The 15,403-nt window shown below is 60.0% G+C and carries 12 protein-coding genes; 4 read left to right on the top strand and 8 right to left on the bottom strand.

What is annotated here, in order from left to right; genetic code table 11:
- The first annotated feature begins 39 nt into the window (after nucleotides 1-39).
- The gene (locus HMPREF2605_RS01375) at nucleotides 40-711 is read left to right on the top strand and encodes a uracil-DNA glycosylase (RefSeq protein ID WP_070642327.1); all 672 of its coding nucleotides are present in this window, start codon (nucleotides 40-42) and stop codon (nucleotides 709-711) included.
- A 152-nt stretch (nucleotides 712-863) separates the two neighbouring features.
- Here the strand turns inward: HMPREF2605_RS01375 and HMPREF2605_RS01370 are convergent, their stop codons facing one another.
- The 8 genes from HMPREF2605_RS01370 to HMPREF2605_RS01335 form a co-directional block, all read right to left on the bottom strand.
- Nucleotides 864-3,002: a threonine/serine exporter family protein gene (locus HMPREF2605_RS01370; RefSeq protein WP_070846720.1), complete on the bottom strand. Its 2,139-nt coding sequence runs from the start codon at nucleotides 3,000-3,002 to the stop codon at nucleotides 864-866.
- Nucleotides 3,003-3,409: 407 nt separating this feature from the next.
- Nucleotides 3,410-3,688 (bottom strand): HPr family phosphocarrier protein, encoded by a 279-nt coding sequence (locus tag HMPREF2605_RS01365; RefSeq protein WP_005504506.1) that lies wholly within the window; start codon nucleotides 3,686-3,688, stop codon nucleotides 3,410-3,412.
- Nucleotides 3,689-3,921: 233 nt separating this feature from the next.
- Nucleotides 3,922-5,616 (bottom strand): phosphoenolpyruvate--protein phosphotransferase, encoded by a 1,695-nt coding sequence (gene ptsP / locus HMPREF2605_RS01360; RefSeq protein ID WP_070633682.1) that lies wholly within the window; start codon nucleotides 5,614-5,616, stop codon nucleotides 3,922-3,924.
- A gap of 99 nt (nucleotides 5,617-5,715) precedes the next feature.
- Entirely contained in the window at nucleotides 5,716-7,722 is a 2,007-nt protein-coding gene (locus tag HMPREF2605_RS01355; protein WP_070846719.1) for a PTS fructose transporter subunit IIABC, read from the bottom strand.
- A gap of 191 nt (nucleotides 7,723-7,913) precedes the next feature.
- Entirely contained in the window at nucleotides 7,914-8,864 is a 951-nt protein-coding gene (locus HMPREF2605_RS01350; protein WP_070593162.1) for a 1-phosphofructokinase family hexose kinase, read from the bottom strand.
- Nucleotides 8,864-9,655 carry a DeoR/GlpR family DNA-binding transcription regulator gene (locus HMPREF2605_RS01345; RefSeq protein WP_049357323.1) on the bottom strand — a complete coding sequence of 264 codons (792 nt, stop codon included), beginning with the start codon at nucleotides 9,653-9,655 and terminating at the stop codon, nucleotides 8,864-8,866. The genes HMPREF2605_RS01350 and HMPREF2605_RS01345 overlap by 1 nt, the downstream gene beginning before the upstream one ends.
- A gap of 400 nt (nucleotides 9,656-10,055) precedes the next feature.
- The gene (locus tag HMPREF2605_RS01340) at nucleotides 10,056-10,520 is read right to left on the bottom strand and encodes a VanZ family protein (RefSeq protein ID WP_070604178.1); all 465 of its coding nucleotides are present in this window, start codon (nucleotides 10,518-10,520) and stop codon (nucleotides 10,056-10,058) included.
- On the bottom strand, nucleotides 10,510-11,799 hold the full coding sequence (locus HMPREF2605_RS01335; RefSeq protein WP_070846718.1) for a histidine phosphatase family protein: 1,290 nt from the start codon (nucleotides 11,797-11,799) through the stop codon (nucleotides 10,510-10,512). The genes HMPREF2605_RS01340 and HMPREF2605_RS01335 overlap by 11 nt, the downstream gene beginning before the upstream one ends.
- Before the next feature lie 265 nt (nucleotides 11,800-12,064).
- Here HMPREF2605_RS01335 and HMPREF2605_RS01330 point away from each other — a divergent pair, with 265 nt between their 5' ends.
- The 3 genes from HMPREF2605_RS01330 (at nucleotide 12,065) to HMPREF2605_RS01320 (ending at nucleotide 15,403) form a co-directional block, all read left to right on the top strand.
- A complete protein-coding gene (locus HMPREF2605_RS01330) occupies nucleotides 12,065-13,045 on the top strand; it encodes an ABC transporter ATP-binding protein (RefSeq protein WP_083324841.1) in 981 nt (326 codons plus the stop codon).
- Complete coding sequence (locus tag HMPREF2605_RS01325) at nucleotides 13,045-14,463, top strand: FtsX-like permease family protein (protein WP_070846717.1); 1,419 nt, start codon at nucleotides 13,045-13,047, stop codon at nucleotides 14,461-14,463. The genes HMPREF2605_RS01330 and HMPREF2605_RS01325 overlap by 1 nt, the downstream gene beginning before the upstream one ends.
- 175 nt (nucleotides 14,464-14,638) lie before the next feature.
- Complete coding sequence (locus tag HMPREF2605_RS01320; RefSeq protein ID WP_070846716.1) at nucleotides 14,639-15,403, top strand: HAD family hydrolase; 765 nt, start codon at nucleotides 14,639-14,641, stop codon at nucleotides 15,401-15,403.

The raw sequence follows: 15,403 nt of genomic DNA, 5'->3' as shown, positions 1-15,403 counted from the left end.
CCGGGTCGCATCAGCATCAGGAGATTCCCGAGGAGATTCATGAACCAGCCCCTCAGCAGCATTATGAGCGAGGATTGGGCGGCAGCACTCGCCCCCGTCGAAGAGCAGATTCACGCCATGGGCGCTTTCCTGCGTGAAGAGCACGCGGCGGGGTACCGTACTTTCCCGCCTGCCGCCGATATTTTCAATGCGTTCCGCCGCCCGATGAGCCAGGTGAAGGTCCTCATTATTGGCCAGGACCCCTACCCTACTCCGGGCAATGCGATGGGTCTGTCGTTCTCGGTGCACCGCGGTATGCCGTTGCCTCGTTCACTGAACAATATTTACAAGGAGCTGCAGGACGATTTGGGTATCGCCCCGGCTGATCACGGCGACCTGTCCTGTTGGGCTGATGAGGGCGTCATGCTGCTCAACAGGGTTTTGACGGTGCGCGAGTCTGATGCGGGTTCGCACCGCGGCAAGGGTTGGGAGGAGATTACCGAGTGCGCTATCCGTGCACTGGTGGCGCGTAACCAGCCGCTGGTGGGTCTGCTGTGGGGTGCGGATGCGCGCAAGTGCGCACCCATGTTGCAGCCGTACCCGAGCGTGGAGTCGGCGCATCCTTCGCCGCTATCTGCTCGTCGTGGTTTCTTTGGGTCGCGCCCGTTTTCGACGGTGAATTCTTTGCTGGTACAGCAGGGCGCGGAGCCGGTGGATTGGACGGTTCGCTAGGACGGTCCGCTAGGCGCAACATAAGAGCCAGTATGAGAGCTGGCGCAATAGGCATAGTGAAGGGGCGGTAGCTTGTGAGTTCACCTCGCAGGCTACCGCCCCCTCCCAACATCCAATATATGCAATATCGGCTATATACCCTTGAAAAACGGCTAAGAATCAGCCGGTTCCACATTTCGCGGAGTCGTAAAACGCTGTAGCGCATACTGCATCGTGTAATTACCCAACGCAACACCCGAAGCCATCGCCACCACAATCGAAACCGCCGTAATCATATTCTGCATACCCAGAATCACGTCCGTCTCAACCGTCAACAAATACATGCCGCGGAAGAACGACAGACCCGGCAGCAAGAACGTAATCGCAGGAATCGAGAAAATAGCCTGGGGCACATGCAGACGGTACGCAAAATATGTGCTCAACGCACCAATCACAACCGCCGCACACGCCGTCGGACCGCGACCAGTACTCGGGCCAGCAAGCAGCTCATAACCGTAATACGCCGCCAGACCGCAGCCCGTAATGACCATCAGCCACCCGACCTTCACCAGCTTCGTCTGCAAGGTAATCGCAAAGGTCGCAATCGCCACCAGGAAGAAGAACGACGCCACCAGCGGGGTCGTCGGCTCAAAACGCAGCTGCTCAATATCCAGGGTCGGGCCGTTGAAAATATTGATCGCACTCACCGCGGTCGCAATACCAACCACCAGCCCCAAGAAGCTCATGCCCGTAGACACGAAACGACCCGCAGCCGTCACCGGGAAGCCATTAATCGCGTCCTGCACGGCACCCACCAGACGCGGCGTTGGCAAGAACATAATCATGCCCGCAGCCACCACCAGAGGCGCCGAAATCGCCTCCCCCTGACGCTGCAACACCGAAAGAATGGATCCCTCACCGCCCAGCCAAATCGCCAAGAAGGTCATCAGACCGGCACTAGCAGCCATACGGAAGAACGCCGGAATACCAATCGAACTCAACCACTGAATCAGCAGGTACACGGGAATAAAAATAATCGCCGCGCTCAACGCCGTCGCAAAGCTTGCACCCAGCGCCGCCGTCAGGGTTCCGGCACACGCCAGGTTCGCCAACCACACCACCAGAGGCGGGAACGGCTTGGGTCGGTGCGTAATCTGGTTCAGCTTCAAATCGGCAATTTCCAGGGTCATACCGCCCCGAGTGATCTTATAGATCAGGCCGTACACCTCGGAGAGCGCCTCATAGTTCTCCGTGGAGGAACGCACCACACGCACCAGGGTATGGGTGAAGCGCTCCTCAGCGTTCGCATTGCGCTTGGCGATGCGGGACTCCATGTAAATATCGGGGTCCGAAGTGTAGTTGATGGTCACCGACTGGTTCGTAATGTCGACTTCCACCGAATCCAGCCCGTACGCCGAAGACACCGCAATAATCGCCGAGTCCACATCCATTGCGTCCGCACCGTAGTGGAACATCGCCTCCGCCAGGCGCAGGGTGAAGTTCAGGGTATCGCGTGCGTACTCCTTCTCACGGCGGAACGCCTCACGACGCTCATGCTCGTCAGACCGGATAGTCGGCACGAACTGGCGCTGCGCAATGCGCTGGGCACCGCGCGGGGCGGCGGGTGCCGCCTCCTCAGTGCGCACGAAGGAGCGGAAGCGACGTGAACCCCAGCGACCACCGCTACCGCGCCCAAATAGGCCGCGAGAGCCGCCCTCAACCAGCGGTACGGAGGTGGTGGGCATCGAGACAGGCCCGGTCTTCGGCATTGCGGTAGGTTCCGCACCGTAGCGTCGGGCTGCGTGAGAGTTGGGCACCTGCGGAATCATGCCGGTCATGGGCACCGGCTGGGAGGGGCGGGTCAGCGCCTCCTCGGTCACCATATTGCTGGAGGTGACGGGAGTCGGGTCCTCACGGTACGCGTCCAGCTCATAATCAGGCACAAGGGAGGGGTCAATGACGGTACGCGCGCCGTGGCCGTTAGGGGTCAGTTCGGGGTCGCAGGTGGGCTCAACCGGCTCCTGCGCGGTGATACCCATATCCGCTGCGGCCTCCTGCAGTACCTCGCTGACAGCTTCTGCAGAGACGGTACCCTCCTGGCTTGTCGCGGAGGTAGCATGCTGAGCCAGCACGCGGCGCAATTTCTCGTCGGTGACCTGGTCTAGTGAAACCAGGGGAAAACCGCGTTTACCGGCGATGTAGCCCGCGGTGGTATTCTGCTCGCTTCCTTCCGTTGCGGCAGTGTTCACTTCGTCTGCATGCGAAGCTTCCCGCGATGTGGGGGTCGCGGGGGTGTTCCTCGATTCTGCCAATGTCCCTCCCAGATAGACAGTGCCTTTTTAGTCTAACAAGGGCACGATTCTGCGGTAGCACTGGAGAGCAGAAATATCACTTTTCTGACCCGTGATTTTGTGAGCAAAAGCGCTCTGCGGAACTTAGGGCAGAAAGGTTCATTGATATGAAGAGAAATCCAGGTCACTACTGTACAGAAGATATTTTGTGAGATATTTCTAGAGCTATTTTCGAGGAAAAATAAAGGTTATATATACATTAAGATTTGCAGAGAAATATCTCCCACTCGCACCTCAATAAAAAAATGAATTATTCATAACAAAAAATATCCCGCCACCGAAGTGACGGGATATTCACGCCTTAAGGCTATTAGCCTTCACAGCATCTGAAGCGTACCGCTCGGGGTCACCTCAGAGGCGAAAGTCAATTACTCAGCGTCGTGGTCGGTCTCGAGGATCTTAACCAGCGAGTCCAGAGCCTCTTCAGCACCTTCGCCCTCAGCGCGCAGGACAACAACGTCGCCGTGCTTTGCACCCAGGGACATCAGGGACAGAATCGATGCAGCGTCCATAGCCTCATCTGCGGGCTCACCCTTAGCAGCGATGGTCACCTCAACGGGGAGGTCGCCAGCTGCCTCAGCGAAGATAGCTGCCGGACGTGCGTGCAGGCCAACACGGCTTGCAATAGTGGCTTCGCGCTCTGCCATTATGTTTCTCCTTTGATCAAGGAACCAAAAATATATCAGTCCCTATTCTAAATGAACGGGGCGCTTCAGGACCCGCCCTTACTCTATAAATTGTACCGTTCAGCCGTACGCTAACAAGTACAAAAATGCCGGATGCAGAAATAAAACTCCGCACCCGGCATTTTCATGGACCCGGGCACCGCCCAGCACACCCCACCAAGGAGCGGCAGGCAGCCCCGAAATCGTTTTAAGGCTTAGAGGCCCAGCTCGTCCAGAATCGGCAGAGCCTGGCGTGCGCTCTCCTTCGCCTCAGCAGAAGAAATCTGCTGCAGAGCGATAGCCGCAATCTGCTGTGCCTTCTCCTTGGTCACAGACTTCAGAACCGCAGCCACAGCGGGAATAGCGCCAGCGTTCATGGACAGGGTGTCAACACCCAGACCAATCAGAACAACAGCCAGAGCCGGGTCAGCCGCAGCCTCACCACAGACGCTCACGTACTTCTTCTTACCCGCGGTGACCGATGCACGCTGAGCACCCTCAACGGTCATCTTGATCATCTTCAGCACTGCAGGCTGCCAGGGGTTGTTCAGGTGCGCCAGGTCGCCCAGCAGGCGGTCAGCCGCCATGGTGTACTGGGTCAGGTCGTTGGTACCAATGGATACGAAGTCGACCTCGCCCAGGATAGCCTCAGCGTTCATCACAGCTGCGGGGGTCTCAACCATCACACCGTGAACGGGCAGGCCGATCTCCTTGAGCATGTTCGCGAAGTTGCGTGCCTCGGAGGTGGTCGAAATCATCGGAGCCATAACCCAGATGTCAGCGTCAGAGTTCTCCGAAGCAGCCTTAATAGCCTCCAGCTGGCGGGTCAGAACGCCCGGAACGGTCCAGTCGGTACGGAAACCGCGAACACCCAGTGCGGGGTTCTCCTCGGGGTTCACGTTCAGGAACGGCAGGGGCTTGTCAGCGCCAGCGTCCAGGGTACGAACCACAATGTGCTTGCCGGGGAATGCGTCAAACACGGACTTGTAGGTCTTAGCCTGAGTCTCGATGGAAGGCTCAGCGTCGTGGCCCAGGAAGCCGAACTCGGTGCGCAACAGGCCAACGCCCTCAGCCTTCAGGCTTGCAGCCTTCTCAGCGGACTTGCCGTCACCAACGTTTGCGTACAGCGGAACGCGGGTGCCGTCAGCCAGCACACCCTGACCGTCAAAGTCAGCGACCGGCTTGCGGTTTGCGTACTTGATTGCTGCTTCGCGGTCAGCGTCGGTGGGCTCGGTGTCAACGATGCCTTCGTTGGAGTCCACGTAGACGATGGTGCCGTCAGCAATGTCGGTCACGCCCTTAGCAGCCACAATAGCGGGCAGGCCCAGGCCGCGAGCCAGAATAGCGGTGTGTGCCTGGGGGCCACCGTCAGAGGTGATCAGGGCGATAACCTTCTCGGGATCCAGAGTCGCGGTATCAGCCGGTGCCAGGTCAATAGCAGCCAGGATGAACGGCTCATCAGAAACGGGGATGCCGGGAGCCTGCTGGCCGGTCAGCTCAGCAACGATGCGGGCACGCACGTCGTGGATGTCGGTGACGCGCTCAGCCATGTAGCCACCCAGGGCAGCCATCTGGTCTGCGAAGGAGGTTGCAGCCTCCCAAATTGCGCGCTCGGGAGCCATCTCCTGGCTCTCAACCAGCTTGATAGCACTCTTGATGAGTGCACGGTCGGTAGCCATCTGAGAGGTGGACTTCAGAACAGCCTTACCGTCGCGGCTTGCGTTCTCTGCGCGAGCCAGCAGGTCTTCCTTGACGCGGACCGATGCGTCCTTAATGCGCTGCGCTGCAGCCTCAGCGGTCTCGCCGCTCAGACGCAGACCATCCTTGGGTTCCTCGATGGGCTTAGGCATCTGAAGAACGGGGCCAATAACGCGGCCGGCGTATACGCCGACGCCCTTGTAGGTAGTCATAAATTCATGTCCTATCTGTGGTTTGTCTACAGTGTAACGTGTTTTTTCACGCTCACGCCTGCAAACAGACGATCAAATGAAGGTGAGGTTATACGGCCTTTACGCGGATGCCTTAGAGCGGGCACCCAGGGACTTCAGCACCACGTACAGTAGCGCCGAAACAACGGTACCGGCAACAACAGCCGCCAGGAACATCAGCGGGTTCTGCGCCAGACCAATAATCCAAATACCACCGTGCGGAGCCGGGGAAGCCACGTGCGCACCCATGGAGATTGCACCGGCAATAGCGCCACCAACAATGGTCGAAGGAATCACGCGAGCCGGGTCAGCCGAAGCGAAGGGAATAGCACCCTCAGAGATGAAGGAAGCACCCAGCAGCCACGCAGCCTTACCGTTCTCACGCTCGTTCTCGTTGAACAGCTTGGGACGCAGGGTGGTTGCCAGAGCCATAGCCAGCGGCGGAACCATACCTGAAATAATGACGGCAGCCATGATTTCCTGGTTCACGGTCGCACCCGAGGACAGGCCAGCAGTTGCGAAGAGGTAAGCAGCCTTGTTGATAGGGCCACCCAGGTCAGAAGCCATCATGGCGCCCAGGATCAGACCCAGCAGCAGAGCGGAACCACCAGACATGGAGGTCAGCCAATCCTGCAGGGTGGTCATAACCCAAGCCAGGGGCGCACCGAGCAGCAGGTACATTGCCAGGCCGGCAACCAGAGAAGTCACCAGCGGGGTGATGACCACGGGCATCATCGAGCCAAGCCAGCGGGGCAGCTTCAGGGTACCCAGAGCGTACGCAATCAGACCGGCGAGAATACCGCCAACAATACCGCCAAGGAAGCCCGCGTTTACCGCAAGAGCCACCGAACCGGCGATGAAGCCCGGAGCAATACCGGGACGCTGAGCCAAACCGTACGCAATGTACGCGGCAAGAGCCGGAACCATCAGGCTCAGACCGAAACCACCGATGGTCTGCAGAACAGCACCCAGGTACAGGGTCCAGTGCACGTCACCGAGATTGAACAGGGTTGCCGAGTCGAGAATCGCCTTGGTGTTCACATCGCCAAGGTTCGGCACCGTAATTGCCTCGAAAACGAAGCCCAGGGCGACCAGAATACCGCCGGCGGCAACGAACGGAATCATGTAGGAGATACCGGTCATCACAGCCTTGTAGATGCGCGAGCCCCAAGCGCCTTCGGTAGCGCCTGCGCTGTCCTCACCGCTGGATGCGGCAGCGGCAACGCGTGCACCGTTGGGGTTCTCGGCCTCAGCCAGAGCCTCCGCAATCATTTCCTTAGGCTCGTCAATACCGCGCTTGACGGGAGACTCAATAAAGGGCTTACCTGCGAAGCGGTTACGCTCACGCACGTTCACGGACACCGCGAAAATCACGGCGTCTGCGGCGTCAATATCAGCCTGAGTCAGCTTCTCGTTACCCGAGGAGCCCTGGGTTTCAACCTTCAGGTCGTAGCCGAGCTCTTCAGCAGCGTACTTGAGGGCGTCCGCAGCCATGTAGGTGTGAGCGATACCGGTGGGGCATGCGGTCACAGCAACAATCTTCTTCACCGGAGCCGAAGCAGCGGGGGTTTCCTGAGCGGAGGCGGCAGATGCGGCGGGCGCAGCCTCGGCGGGCTTAGCCTCTGCCTTCTTCTCGCCCACGCCGAGCGCACCGTTGACCAGTTCAACAATCTCTTCAGCCGAGGAGGCTTCGCGCAAGGATGCGGTGAAGCTCTTCTTCATCAGGGAACGTGCCAGAGTGGAGAGCAGCTTCAGGTGAGCCTGGTCAGCGCCATCGGGTGCAGCGATGAAGAAAATCAGGTCGGCGGGGCCGTCCTTTGCACCGAAGGAAACTGCCGGGTTGGGGCGTGCCATTGCCAGGGTCGGCTCGGTGACGGCGGCGCTACGGCAGTGAGGAATCGCAATACCGCCGGGGATGCCGGTGTCAGTCTTGGATTCGCGTGCCTCGGCAGCCGCGTAGAGCTGCTCGAAGTCGGTAGCGCGTCCGGCATTTACGACTGCCTGGGCGAGCTTGGCAATTACGTCGAATCGGGTCTCGCCGAGGTTCTCGTCCAGCAGGACGAGATCTGCGGTGATCAGATCAGACATATTCCCTCCTCGGGTATGTGTTGGGGCGGGGATTCGCTCAGCGGTGCCGGGCTTCTCCCCTATATGAGTTCAAAGTGTGCGCAGTGTGTGTTGAGTGTGCAGCGTGCGGATATGTGTGTACATATGCGCACAGCACCCCATCTTATATTCCCTTCTGAGAATAAAAGCTGGAGGTGCGAAAACAGCCCGAATTAGAGCTGCAGCTGACGAACAGTGACCTTCTCAGGAGTGGTCTGCTCCAGCGAAGGCATGCGGGTACCGGGCAGAGCAGCAGCAGCCGAACCGTGAGCTACCGCCTGAACCAGGCAACCGGGGGCATCCTCACCACGAGTATGAGCAATCAAGAAACCGGACAGCGACGAGTCACCGGCACCCACAGTGCTACGAACCTGAATCGGCTCGTGCACAGCGTGCCAGATACCCTGCTCAGTGACCAGCACTGCGCCGCCGCCGCCGAGGGTGGCAAGCACGTACTCGATGCCGTCGCCGAGCAGCTTCTGGGCGGTGCGGGCGGTCAGCTCGGGGCTAGCCTCCAGCTCCTCCCAGTTATCGCTACCGGTCAGCTGAGCCAGCTCCTCCGAGTTGGGCTTAATCAGGGTGGGCTTGTGCTCACCGGCGACGGTCGCAATCAGCGGCGCCTCAGAGGTATCGATAGCGATCTTGCCCTCGTAGCCGGAGGCGCGCAGTGCCGCCACCAGCTCGGAGTAGTAGGTCGGTTCCAGGCCCGGAGGCAACGAACCAGCCAAAACCACCCAGTCGGCACCCTTGGAACGCTCAACCACCAGCTCGTCCAGCTTCTGACGCAGTTCGGCATCAAAAACGGTGCCGGGGGCATTCAGCTTGGTGGTGGTACCATCCGGATCAACCACGGTGATGTTTGAGCGAATCGGCTCACCGGTGGGCAGGTTAGCGAACTCGACGTCCACCGCCTGCAGTGCGGTCAGCACCGGGTCGCTGGCTTCACCGGGCACAATGGCGAGGGTCGGTACGCCGGAAACCTGCAGGGCGCGGGAAATATTCACACCCTTACCACCGGGATCCTGTACGGCACCGACAGCACGCTGCACGGCACCGTGAGCCAGGGGTGCACCGAGTTCAATGGTGCGGTCCAGGCTGGGGTTGGCGGTCAAAGTAATAATCATTAGGCAATCACAATCTCAACATTTGCGGCCTCGAGTGCCTGGCGGAGGGCACCTTCGGGCTCGCGATCAGTAATGAGGGTGTCAATATCCTCAAATCCGGCGAAGCGGACCAGGGATTCCTGACCGAACTTCGCGGAGTCACAAAGCAAGACCACGCGGCGGGCTGCCTTGCAAATTGCGGTCTTGACGATAGCTTCGTTCATGCCGGGGGTGGAGATGCCGAAGTGGGCTTCAATGCCGTTGGCACCGATGAAAGCAATATCGGGGCGCATGGTACCGAAGTGCTCTGCGGCGCGTGCACCAACAGCAGCCCAGGTCATCTTGCGCAGCTGGCCGCCAACCAGTTCAAGGGTGACACCCTCGGCTTCGGCGAGCTTGACTGCAATGTGCAGTGCGTGGGTGATGATGATGCGGTCGTTGCCGGTCTTGAGGCTGAAGTTCTCGGCGCCGATGTGGTCGGCGAGAATCTCGATGGTGGAGCCTGCGTCCAGGACGATGGAGCCTGCCTCGGAGTCGCGCAGCATCTGGTATGCCTTGGTGGCGATACGGCGCTTCTCGGGGGTGTTCATGCCCTGTCGGGAGGAGATGGAGGACTCCAGGGAGGTGGACTGCTCAATGGTGACAGCACCACCGTGAACACGGCGGAGCTTACCTGCCTCTTCCAGTGCGGCGAGGTCACGACGCACGGTCTCCATGGTCACATCGTAACGGCGCGCAAGGTCAGCGCCGTTGACACGACGTGCGGAGGCAACAAGCTTTGCAATTTCGGCACGGCGTTCTTCTGCGAACATAAATCTGGTGTTCCTTTGGGCTAGTGGGAGGAAATCTGTGCGTTCTTTTCTGCGTTCTGCTCGGCTTTCAGGACCGTGAGAGACATGGTTTCAGCGAACCGACAGAACGCTTTAGGGTAATACTTGATTTTATGTGGGTTTTTGTGGGCAAGTCAATATAAAACGCTGTATTTGCCGGAATATTACCCGAATGTTCCCTACCGAAACCACACCATATCGGAGGTCACTGCCTGTTTATGTCTGTTTGACCTAATGAACTGTTGGGTTTTCCCACTCCCCCACCATCCGCACAGTGTCAAACACCTACACAGCGCCCTAACACGGCAAAAAGTGGAGGCGCCGGCCCCGAGAACCCTCGCCGAGAACCCTCGAAACCAGCGCCTCCACCGGGCACAGAACCTTATTTACCTTGACGTTCACGACGCACGCGACGCCAACGATGTACACCCAAAGCACCCGCCGCACCCAGCAGTGCACCCGAACCGTTCATCAGCACATCCACCGGATCGCCGGTACGATCAGGCATGAAACTCTGGATTGTCTCAATGCAGGCGCTGACCAAAAATCCCGAGTACAGCACGTGCGGGCGAGCCTTCGGTTTGAGTAGCAGGGCGAAAAGAAAACCGCCCGGAATGAACATGATGACGTTCGAAAGCTGCTCAATGCTCGAATAGGTGATGAACGCAGGCAGCCACCCCTCGGCGTGGCCGGTATCCAGTAGCTGCGCCAGGCGGCCGCCCATCTCGTTATCGTCCACGTGCACGGGGGCGAACACGATACTCGCCACCACCGCGCAGTACAGCGCCGTGACGGGCCAGAGAATCAGCCGCCACACGCGAGCGCCAGACCATTCTTTACCAGACAAGGCGACCCACCTCGTCGAACTGCTTGGTCGAATCCCACGCGAACAGGCCCGGTACGTCAATCGTGAGCGGTTCGGCGTTCGGCACGGTCACGGTCCATTCTTCACCAGCTGCGGCGGAGAGGGCGCGGCGGATAAAGCTGCCGTGGCTGACAGCAATAATCTTCTGGTCGCCCGAGGCTTCAGAGAGTTCACGCACGATATTGCGCAGGGTACGCACCGCACGAATGTACACGTCACGTTCGGATTCCACATTCGGGTAGTAGCGTTCGGGGGCGCGGCGTTCGGGGGCGGGAATGTCCAGGCCCTCACCGGCACCGTAGGCGCGTTCCACCAGCTCGGGGTAGGTCTTGTGCACCTGCAGGTCGAAGTGCTCACCGACCAGCTGCGCGGTCTCGTGGGCGCGGGAGAGCGGCGAGGACACCAGCACGGTGAACTCCAGGCCCATGTCGGCGAGCTTCTTGCCGGTGGTGCGTGCCTGCTCGCGGCCGGTGTCGTTGAGCGGAATGTCGGTGATGCCCTGCATCAGGTTCGCCTTGTTCCAGTCGGTCTGGCCGTGACGAATCAGGGTGAGGGTCGTGTTCTGGGCGCCCGCCGGAATCTGCTCGGGGCCCAGCTCGGGCTCGAGGTGCTGCACGACCAGGCGGTCGATCGCGTTGTCCAGGTACTGCAGGGGCACCTCGGTCAAGGAGGCGTTCACCGGGATCGGGTAGATGCCGTCCTCGTTGAGCAGTTCGGGGTGGCGCTCAGCGACCAGGGCGGTCATGCTCAGGGCAATCAGCATGCCGTGCGCGGCGACCACGACGGTCTGACCCTCGTATTCGCGGCGGACGCGGTTCAGCGCCGCGAGGGAGCGGGCGAGGAAGTCCTTCTTGGGTTCCACGTTGTATGCGTTGTTGGACTGGCGGGAGGCGAGAATCAGCTCGCGGGTCGCAATCTGCCCCTCCAGGTCGCCGAAGGAGCGTTCCTGGAAGCCGTCAACGGCGCCGCGGTAGGGTACGCCCATGCCTTCGGCAATGATTTCAGCGCTTTCTACTGCGCGGGACAGGGGCGAGGAGACGATAGCGTCCACGGTGGTTCCGTCGGCTTCTGCCTGCTTCAGGGCGCCGATGGCGGTACGTACCTGCTCGCGGCCGGTGTCGTTCAGCGGGATGTCGGTGCCGCCCTGGAATCGGTGGTCGATGTTCCAGTCGGTCTGGCCGTGGCGCAGGAAGATGATGCGAGTTCCTGCCTCGGGGTCGGGTACCGGAGTGATGATGGGGGTGTTCTGTGCGTCGGTCATCCTTCTAGTATGGCACTGCCTCCGTGTAGTTCAAGGCTTCCGTGCGGTTCAAGGCCTCGGGGCAGTTCAAGGGGTGCGCGGCTTATCCTTTCTGCTGAGGCGTGCTCATACCGCGGTATGAGGTGCGGGGTGGTTGAGCACCCGGTCGGGCAAATTTTTTCAGGGTTTTCCCATATTTTTCAGCCTCCAGACGGAGGGGTGAGCCGCCAAGAAGCTGAGATGATAGAAGTGTACTTCCGTTAGTTCATACCCAATGAAGGTTGTCATGACGCAGAATCCTCAATCCCAGAACCATCCTCAAACCCAGAACCCGCAGTTCCAGGCTCAGAACCCGTACTCAATGACCCCTCCGCAGGCAGCGCAGCCTGCCGGTCAGTATTCCGGTCAGCCTAACCAGCAGAGCCAGCAGAGCCAGGCGGGCTACTATCAGGGTCAGCCGCAGGGCTACCCCGCTCAGGCTCCTCAGCAGATGCAGCAGGCGCCCTTCGCACGCGGCGCGATTATTTCTGCCCGTAACCTGCACAAGTCGTACGGCAATAACCCGGTGCTACGTAACGTGAGCCTCGATATTTTCCCCGGCGAGTCCGTGGCGATTATGGGTCCTTCCGGTTCGGGTAAGACCACCCTGTTGCACGCGCTCTCGGGCATTATCAAGCTCGATGCCGGTTCCGTGCTGTTCAATGGCCCCACCGGTCAGGTGGCGGTGGAGTCCCTCAGCGAGCGTGAGCGCACCTCCCTGCGCGCTAACTCGTTTGGTTTCGTGTTCCAGCAGGGTCTGCTGGTGCCCGAGCTGACTGCGGAGGAGAACGTCTCCCTCGCCGCGATGATTGCCGGTGTGCCGCGCCAGCAGGCACGCTCCGTTTCGATTGATTTGCTGAACCGCCTGGGTCTGGGGCAGATGCTGGACCGCCGTATGGGTGAGATGTCCGGTGGTCAGGCGCAGCGTGTGGCGATTGCCCGCTCCCAGGTGAACGGTGCCCCCGTGACTTTCGCGGATGAGCCGACCGGTGCGCTGGATTCGAAGACCGCGCGTGAGGTGATGGCTCTGCTGCTGACCATGATTCCGCAGCAGGGTAAGACTCTGCTGGTGGTTACTCACGACCCGAACGTGGCGGCGGCGTGCTCCCGCGTGGTGTACCTGCAGGACGGTCAGATCGTGAGCGACCAGCGCAATAGCCAGGGCGGTGTTCCCGCTTCCCAGAACCACGCTCAGAGCTTCGGCGCTCAGTCTCAGGCAGGTGCATAATGCAAATCTATGCTCTACTCGCCAAGCGAACCCTATGGAGTTCGCAGGCGATTCTTCCCGTGCTGGCTTTTGCCGCCTCCTCGGCGCTGTTTTTGACGGTTGCCGGTGGTGTTCAGGCGCTGAGTACTTGGCTTGAGCACGCCAACGTTGACCACGAAATGATCAACCTGATGGGCATTCAGAAGCTCTACATGGGTTTGGCGTGGGTTGCCGCTCTGGTGCTGATTGTTCCGCTCTTTACCTTGGGCGCTTCGGCTGCTCGTTTGAGTGCCCGCCGCCGTGATGAGCGTCTGGCGTCCCTGCGCCTGATTGGTGCCTCCACGACCCTGATTGTGGGTCTGTCTGTTGCGGACGCGCTGGTGTACTCTCTTGTGGGTTTCATCATTGGTCTGTTGCTTTACCTGGTGCTGATTTTCCCCTTTGGCGCCCTGCACTTCATGAATGTTCCGCTGGGTGCTGAGAATATGCTCCTGCCGGTGAGCGTGATTTTCTACTGCTTCCTGGGCTGTATGGTTCTGGCGGCTCTTAGCTCCCTGTTCGGTTTGGCGAAGGTTAGCATCAGCCCGCTGGGTGTGCGTACCCGCGCGAAGGCTGGTTCCGCCGGTTACATTTCCCTGGGTATCGGTGTTGTTCTGGTCATTGCCGTGATGATTCTGGCATCGACCTCGAAGGGTTTTAGCATGTTCTCGCCCTTCCAGGACGGCGGTGCTGATAGCGCGATCAAGAACCTCGCCGTCTACATTTCTCTGCCGGGTCTGGGCATGATGTTTGCTATCGACCTGCTTGGCACCTTCCTCGTGTGGGCATACGCAAAGATTCGTGTGCGCATGACCCAGAAGGCGTCGGTTCTGCTGGGTTATCGTGCGGTGCTAGAGTCCCCGCGCGGGGCGTGGCGTCAGGTTTCGGGTGTGGCACTGTCGACCTTCTTGGTGACCTTCTTCGGCCCCATCCTGATTCTGGCGGGTGAGATGAACAAAACAGCGAAGGAGGTAGGCCCCGCCGCCGGCCCCTTCATGACCATCATGTCGGACATGTTCCAGGGCATGCTGCTCATGCTGTTCTTCTCGTACCTGCTGGTCACCCTCTCCGCAGTGCTGAATCAGAGCGCCGCCATTTACGAGCGTGGTTCGCTGTATTCTTCGCTGAATATGATGGGTACCCCCACGAGGATGTTGCAGGCTTCGCGCCTTACCGTGGTTTTCGGTCCGCTGGTGCTCATTAGCGTGGTTTCTGCGCTGCTGGGTCTGCCGCTGACGGCGTTGATTGCGGCGCAGGGGCTTTCCGGTGAGATTCTGGCAAAGATGTTCGGTATGACCTTCGGCGCTATTGCACTGGGTCTGGCGCTGGTCTATGTGGGCCTGTTGGCGACCATTCCGTTTATGCGTCAGGTGACCCATAAGCCGGTGTCCGCTCTCTAAGCTGTTTTAGCTTCTGCCCTCCCGTTGCGTCCGTTCTGGATGCGGCGGGAGGGTTTGTCCATGTCTGCTGAGGTGCTGCGTGCGTTTGTGCCCTCACCCGGTTTGAGCCCCGCATGTTTTCTCACGCACCGGGCCACCGCTTCCATAGCCTCAAGCCCTGTGAGAGACTGACATTATGTTTGAACACACAGTACCCTCCGATTGGTTCCCCCGCTGCGCAATCTTCGACTGCGACGGCATCCTCCTCGACTCCGAGACCGTCTGGAACGATGTGCAGCGTGAGCTTTTCGCCCGCTGGTCTGTTCCCTTCACCGAAGAGGTGGAGCACCGCCTCACCGGCCTGGCGGCAGCCGACGTCGCGCAGGAGCTTGCACTGCTCTCTTACGAGGCGCAGAACGGCCAGAAGCCGGACACCGCCTCCGCAGAGTACGCCGAACACCATGAACACGTGATGAAGGACCTGCTCACCACCGAGCACGAGGTCATCAGCTCCGGCGTGGACCTGATTGAGGGTGCGCAGAAGTTCCTGGGCTTCCTGAGCGAGCACATGCCGGTTGCGGTGGCGTCGAACTCCACCGCGAACATTCTGACCCTGAAGATGGAAAGCTACGGTTACGCCCCGCTGGTGCGCACCTGGGTCAGCAGCAACGACGTTCCCACCGGTAAGCCCGCCCCGGACATGTACCTGGAGGCGGCACGTCGCCTCGGCTTTGAAGGCCACGAGGCGCTGGCGTTCGAGGACTCCCCCGCGGGCGCGCAGGCGGCACGTGACGCCGGTACAAAGGTCATGATTTACGTTCCGGAAGGCACCGACCCGGCAAAGGCACCGACCGGTTTTGGGCGCTTCGATTCGTTCAATGACCCGCAGCTCTGGGAGGCGGCACGCACCTGGATCGCCAAGCTTGAGGCGGCACAGCAGTCTGAGGCGGCGCAGGGCTAA

The sequence above is a fragment of the Rothia sp. HMSC065C03 genome, from assembly GCF_001837295.1.
Lineage (GTDB): Bacteria > Actinomycetota > Actinomycetes > Actinomycetales > Micrococcaceae > Rothia.
The sequence above is the reverse complement of the archived record's forward strand: the minus strand, read 5'-3'. Positions and strand labels throughout refer to the sequence as shown.

Bases quoted from the DNA above. Each gene is read 5' to 3' on its own strand.
- HMPREF2605_RS01375 (WP_070642327.1), top strand. From the start codon at position 40: ATGAACCAGCCCCTCAGCAGCATTATGAGCGAGGATTGGGCGGCAGCA.
- HMPREF2605_RS01365 (WP_005504506.1), bottom strand. From the start codon at position 3,688: ATGGCAGAGCGCGAAGCCACTATTGCAAGCCGTGTTGGCCTGCACGCA.
- ptsP (WP_070633682.1), bottom strand. From the start codon at position 5,616: ATGACTACCTACAAGGGCGTCGGCGTATACGCCGGCCGCGTTATTGGC.
- HMPREF2605_RS01355 (WP_070846719.1), bottom strand. From the start codon at position 7,722: ATGTCTGATCTGATCACCGCAGATCTCGTCCTGCTGGACGAGAACCTC.
- HMPREF2605_RS01350 (WP_070593162.1), bottom strand. From the start codon at position 8,864: ATGATTATTACTTTGACCGCCAACCCCAGCCTGGACCGCACCATTGAA.
- HMPREF2605_RS01345 (WP_049357323.1), bottom strand. From the start codon at position 9,655: ATGTTCGCAGAAGAACGCCGTGCCGAAATTGCAAAGCTTGTTGCCTCC.
- HMPREF2605_RS01335 (WP_070846718.1), bottom strand. From the start codon at position 11,799: ATGACCGACGCACAGAACACCCCCATCATCACTCCGGTACCCGACCCC.
- HMPREF2605_RS01330 (WP_083324841.1), top strand. From the start codon at position 12,065: ATGACGCAGAATCCTCAATCCCAGAACCATCCTCAAACCCAGAACCCG.
- HMPREF2605_RS01325 (WP_070846717.1), top strand. From the start codon at position 13,045: ATGCAAATCTATGCTCTACTCGCCAAGCGAACCCTATGGAGTTCGCAG.
- HMPREF2605_RS01320 (WP_070846716.1), top strand. From the start codon at position 14,639: ATGTTTGAACACACAGTACCCTCCGATTGGTTCCCCCGCTGCGCAATC.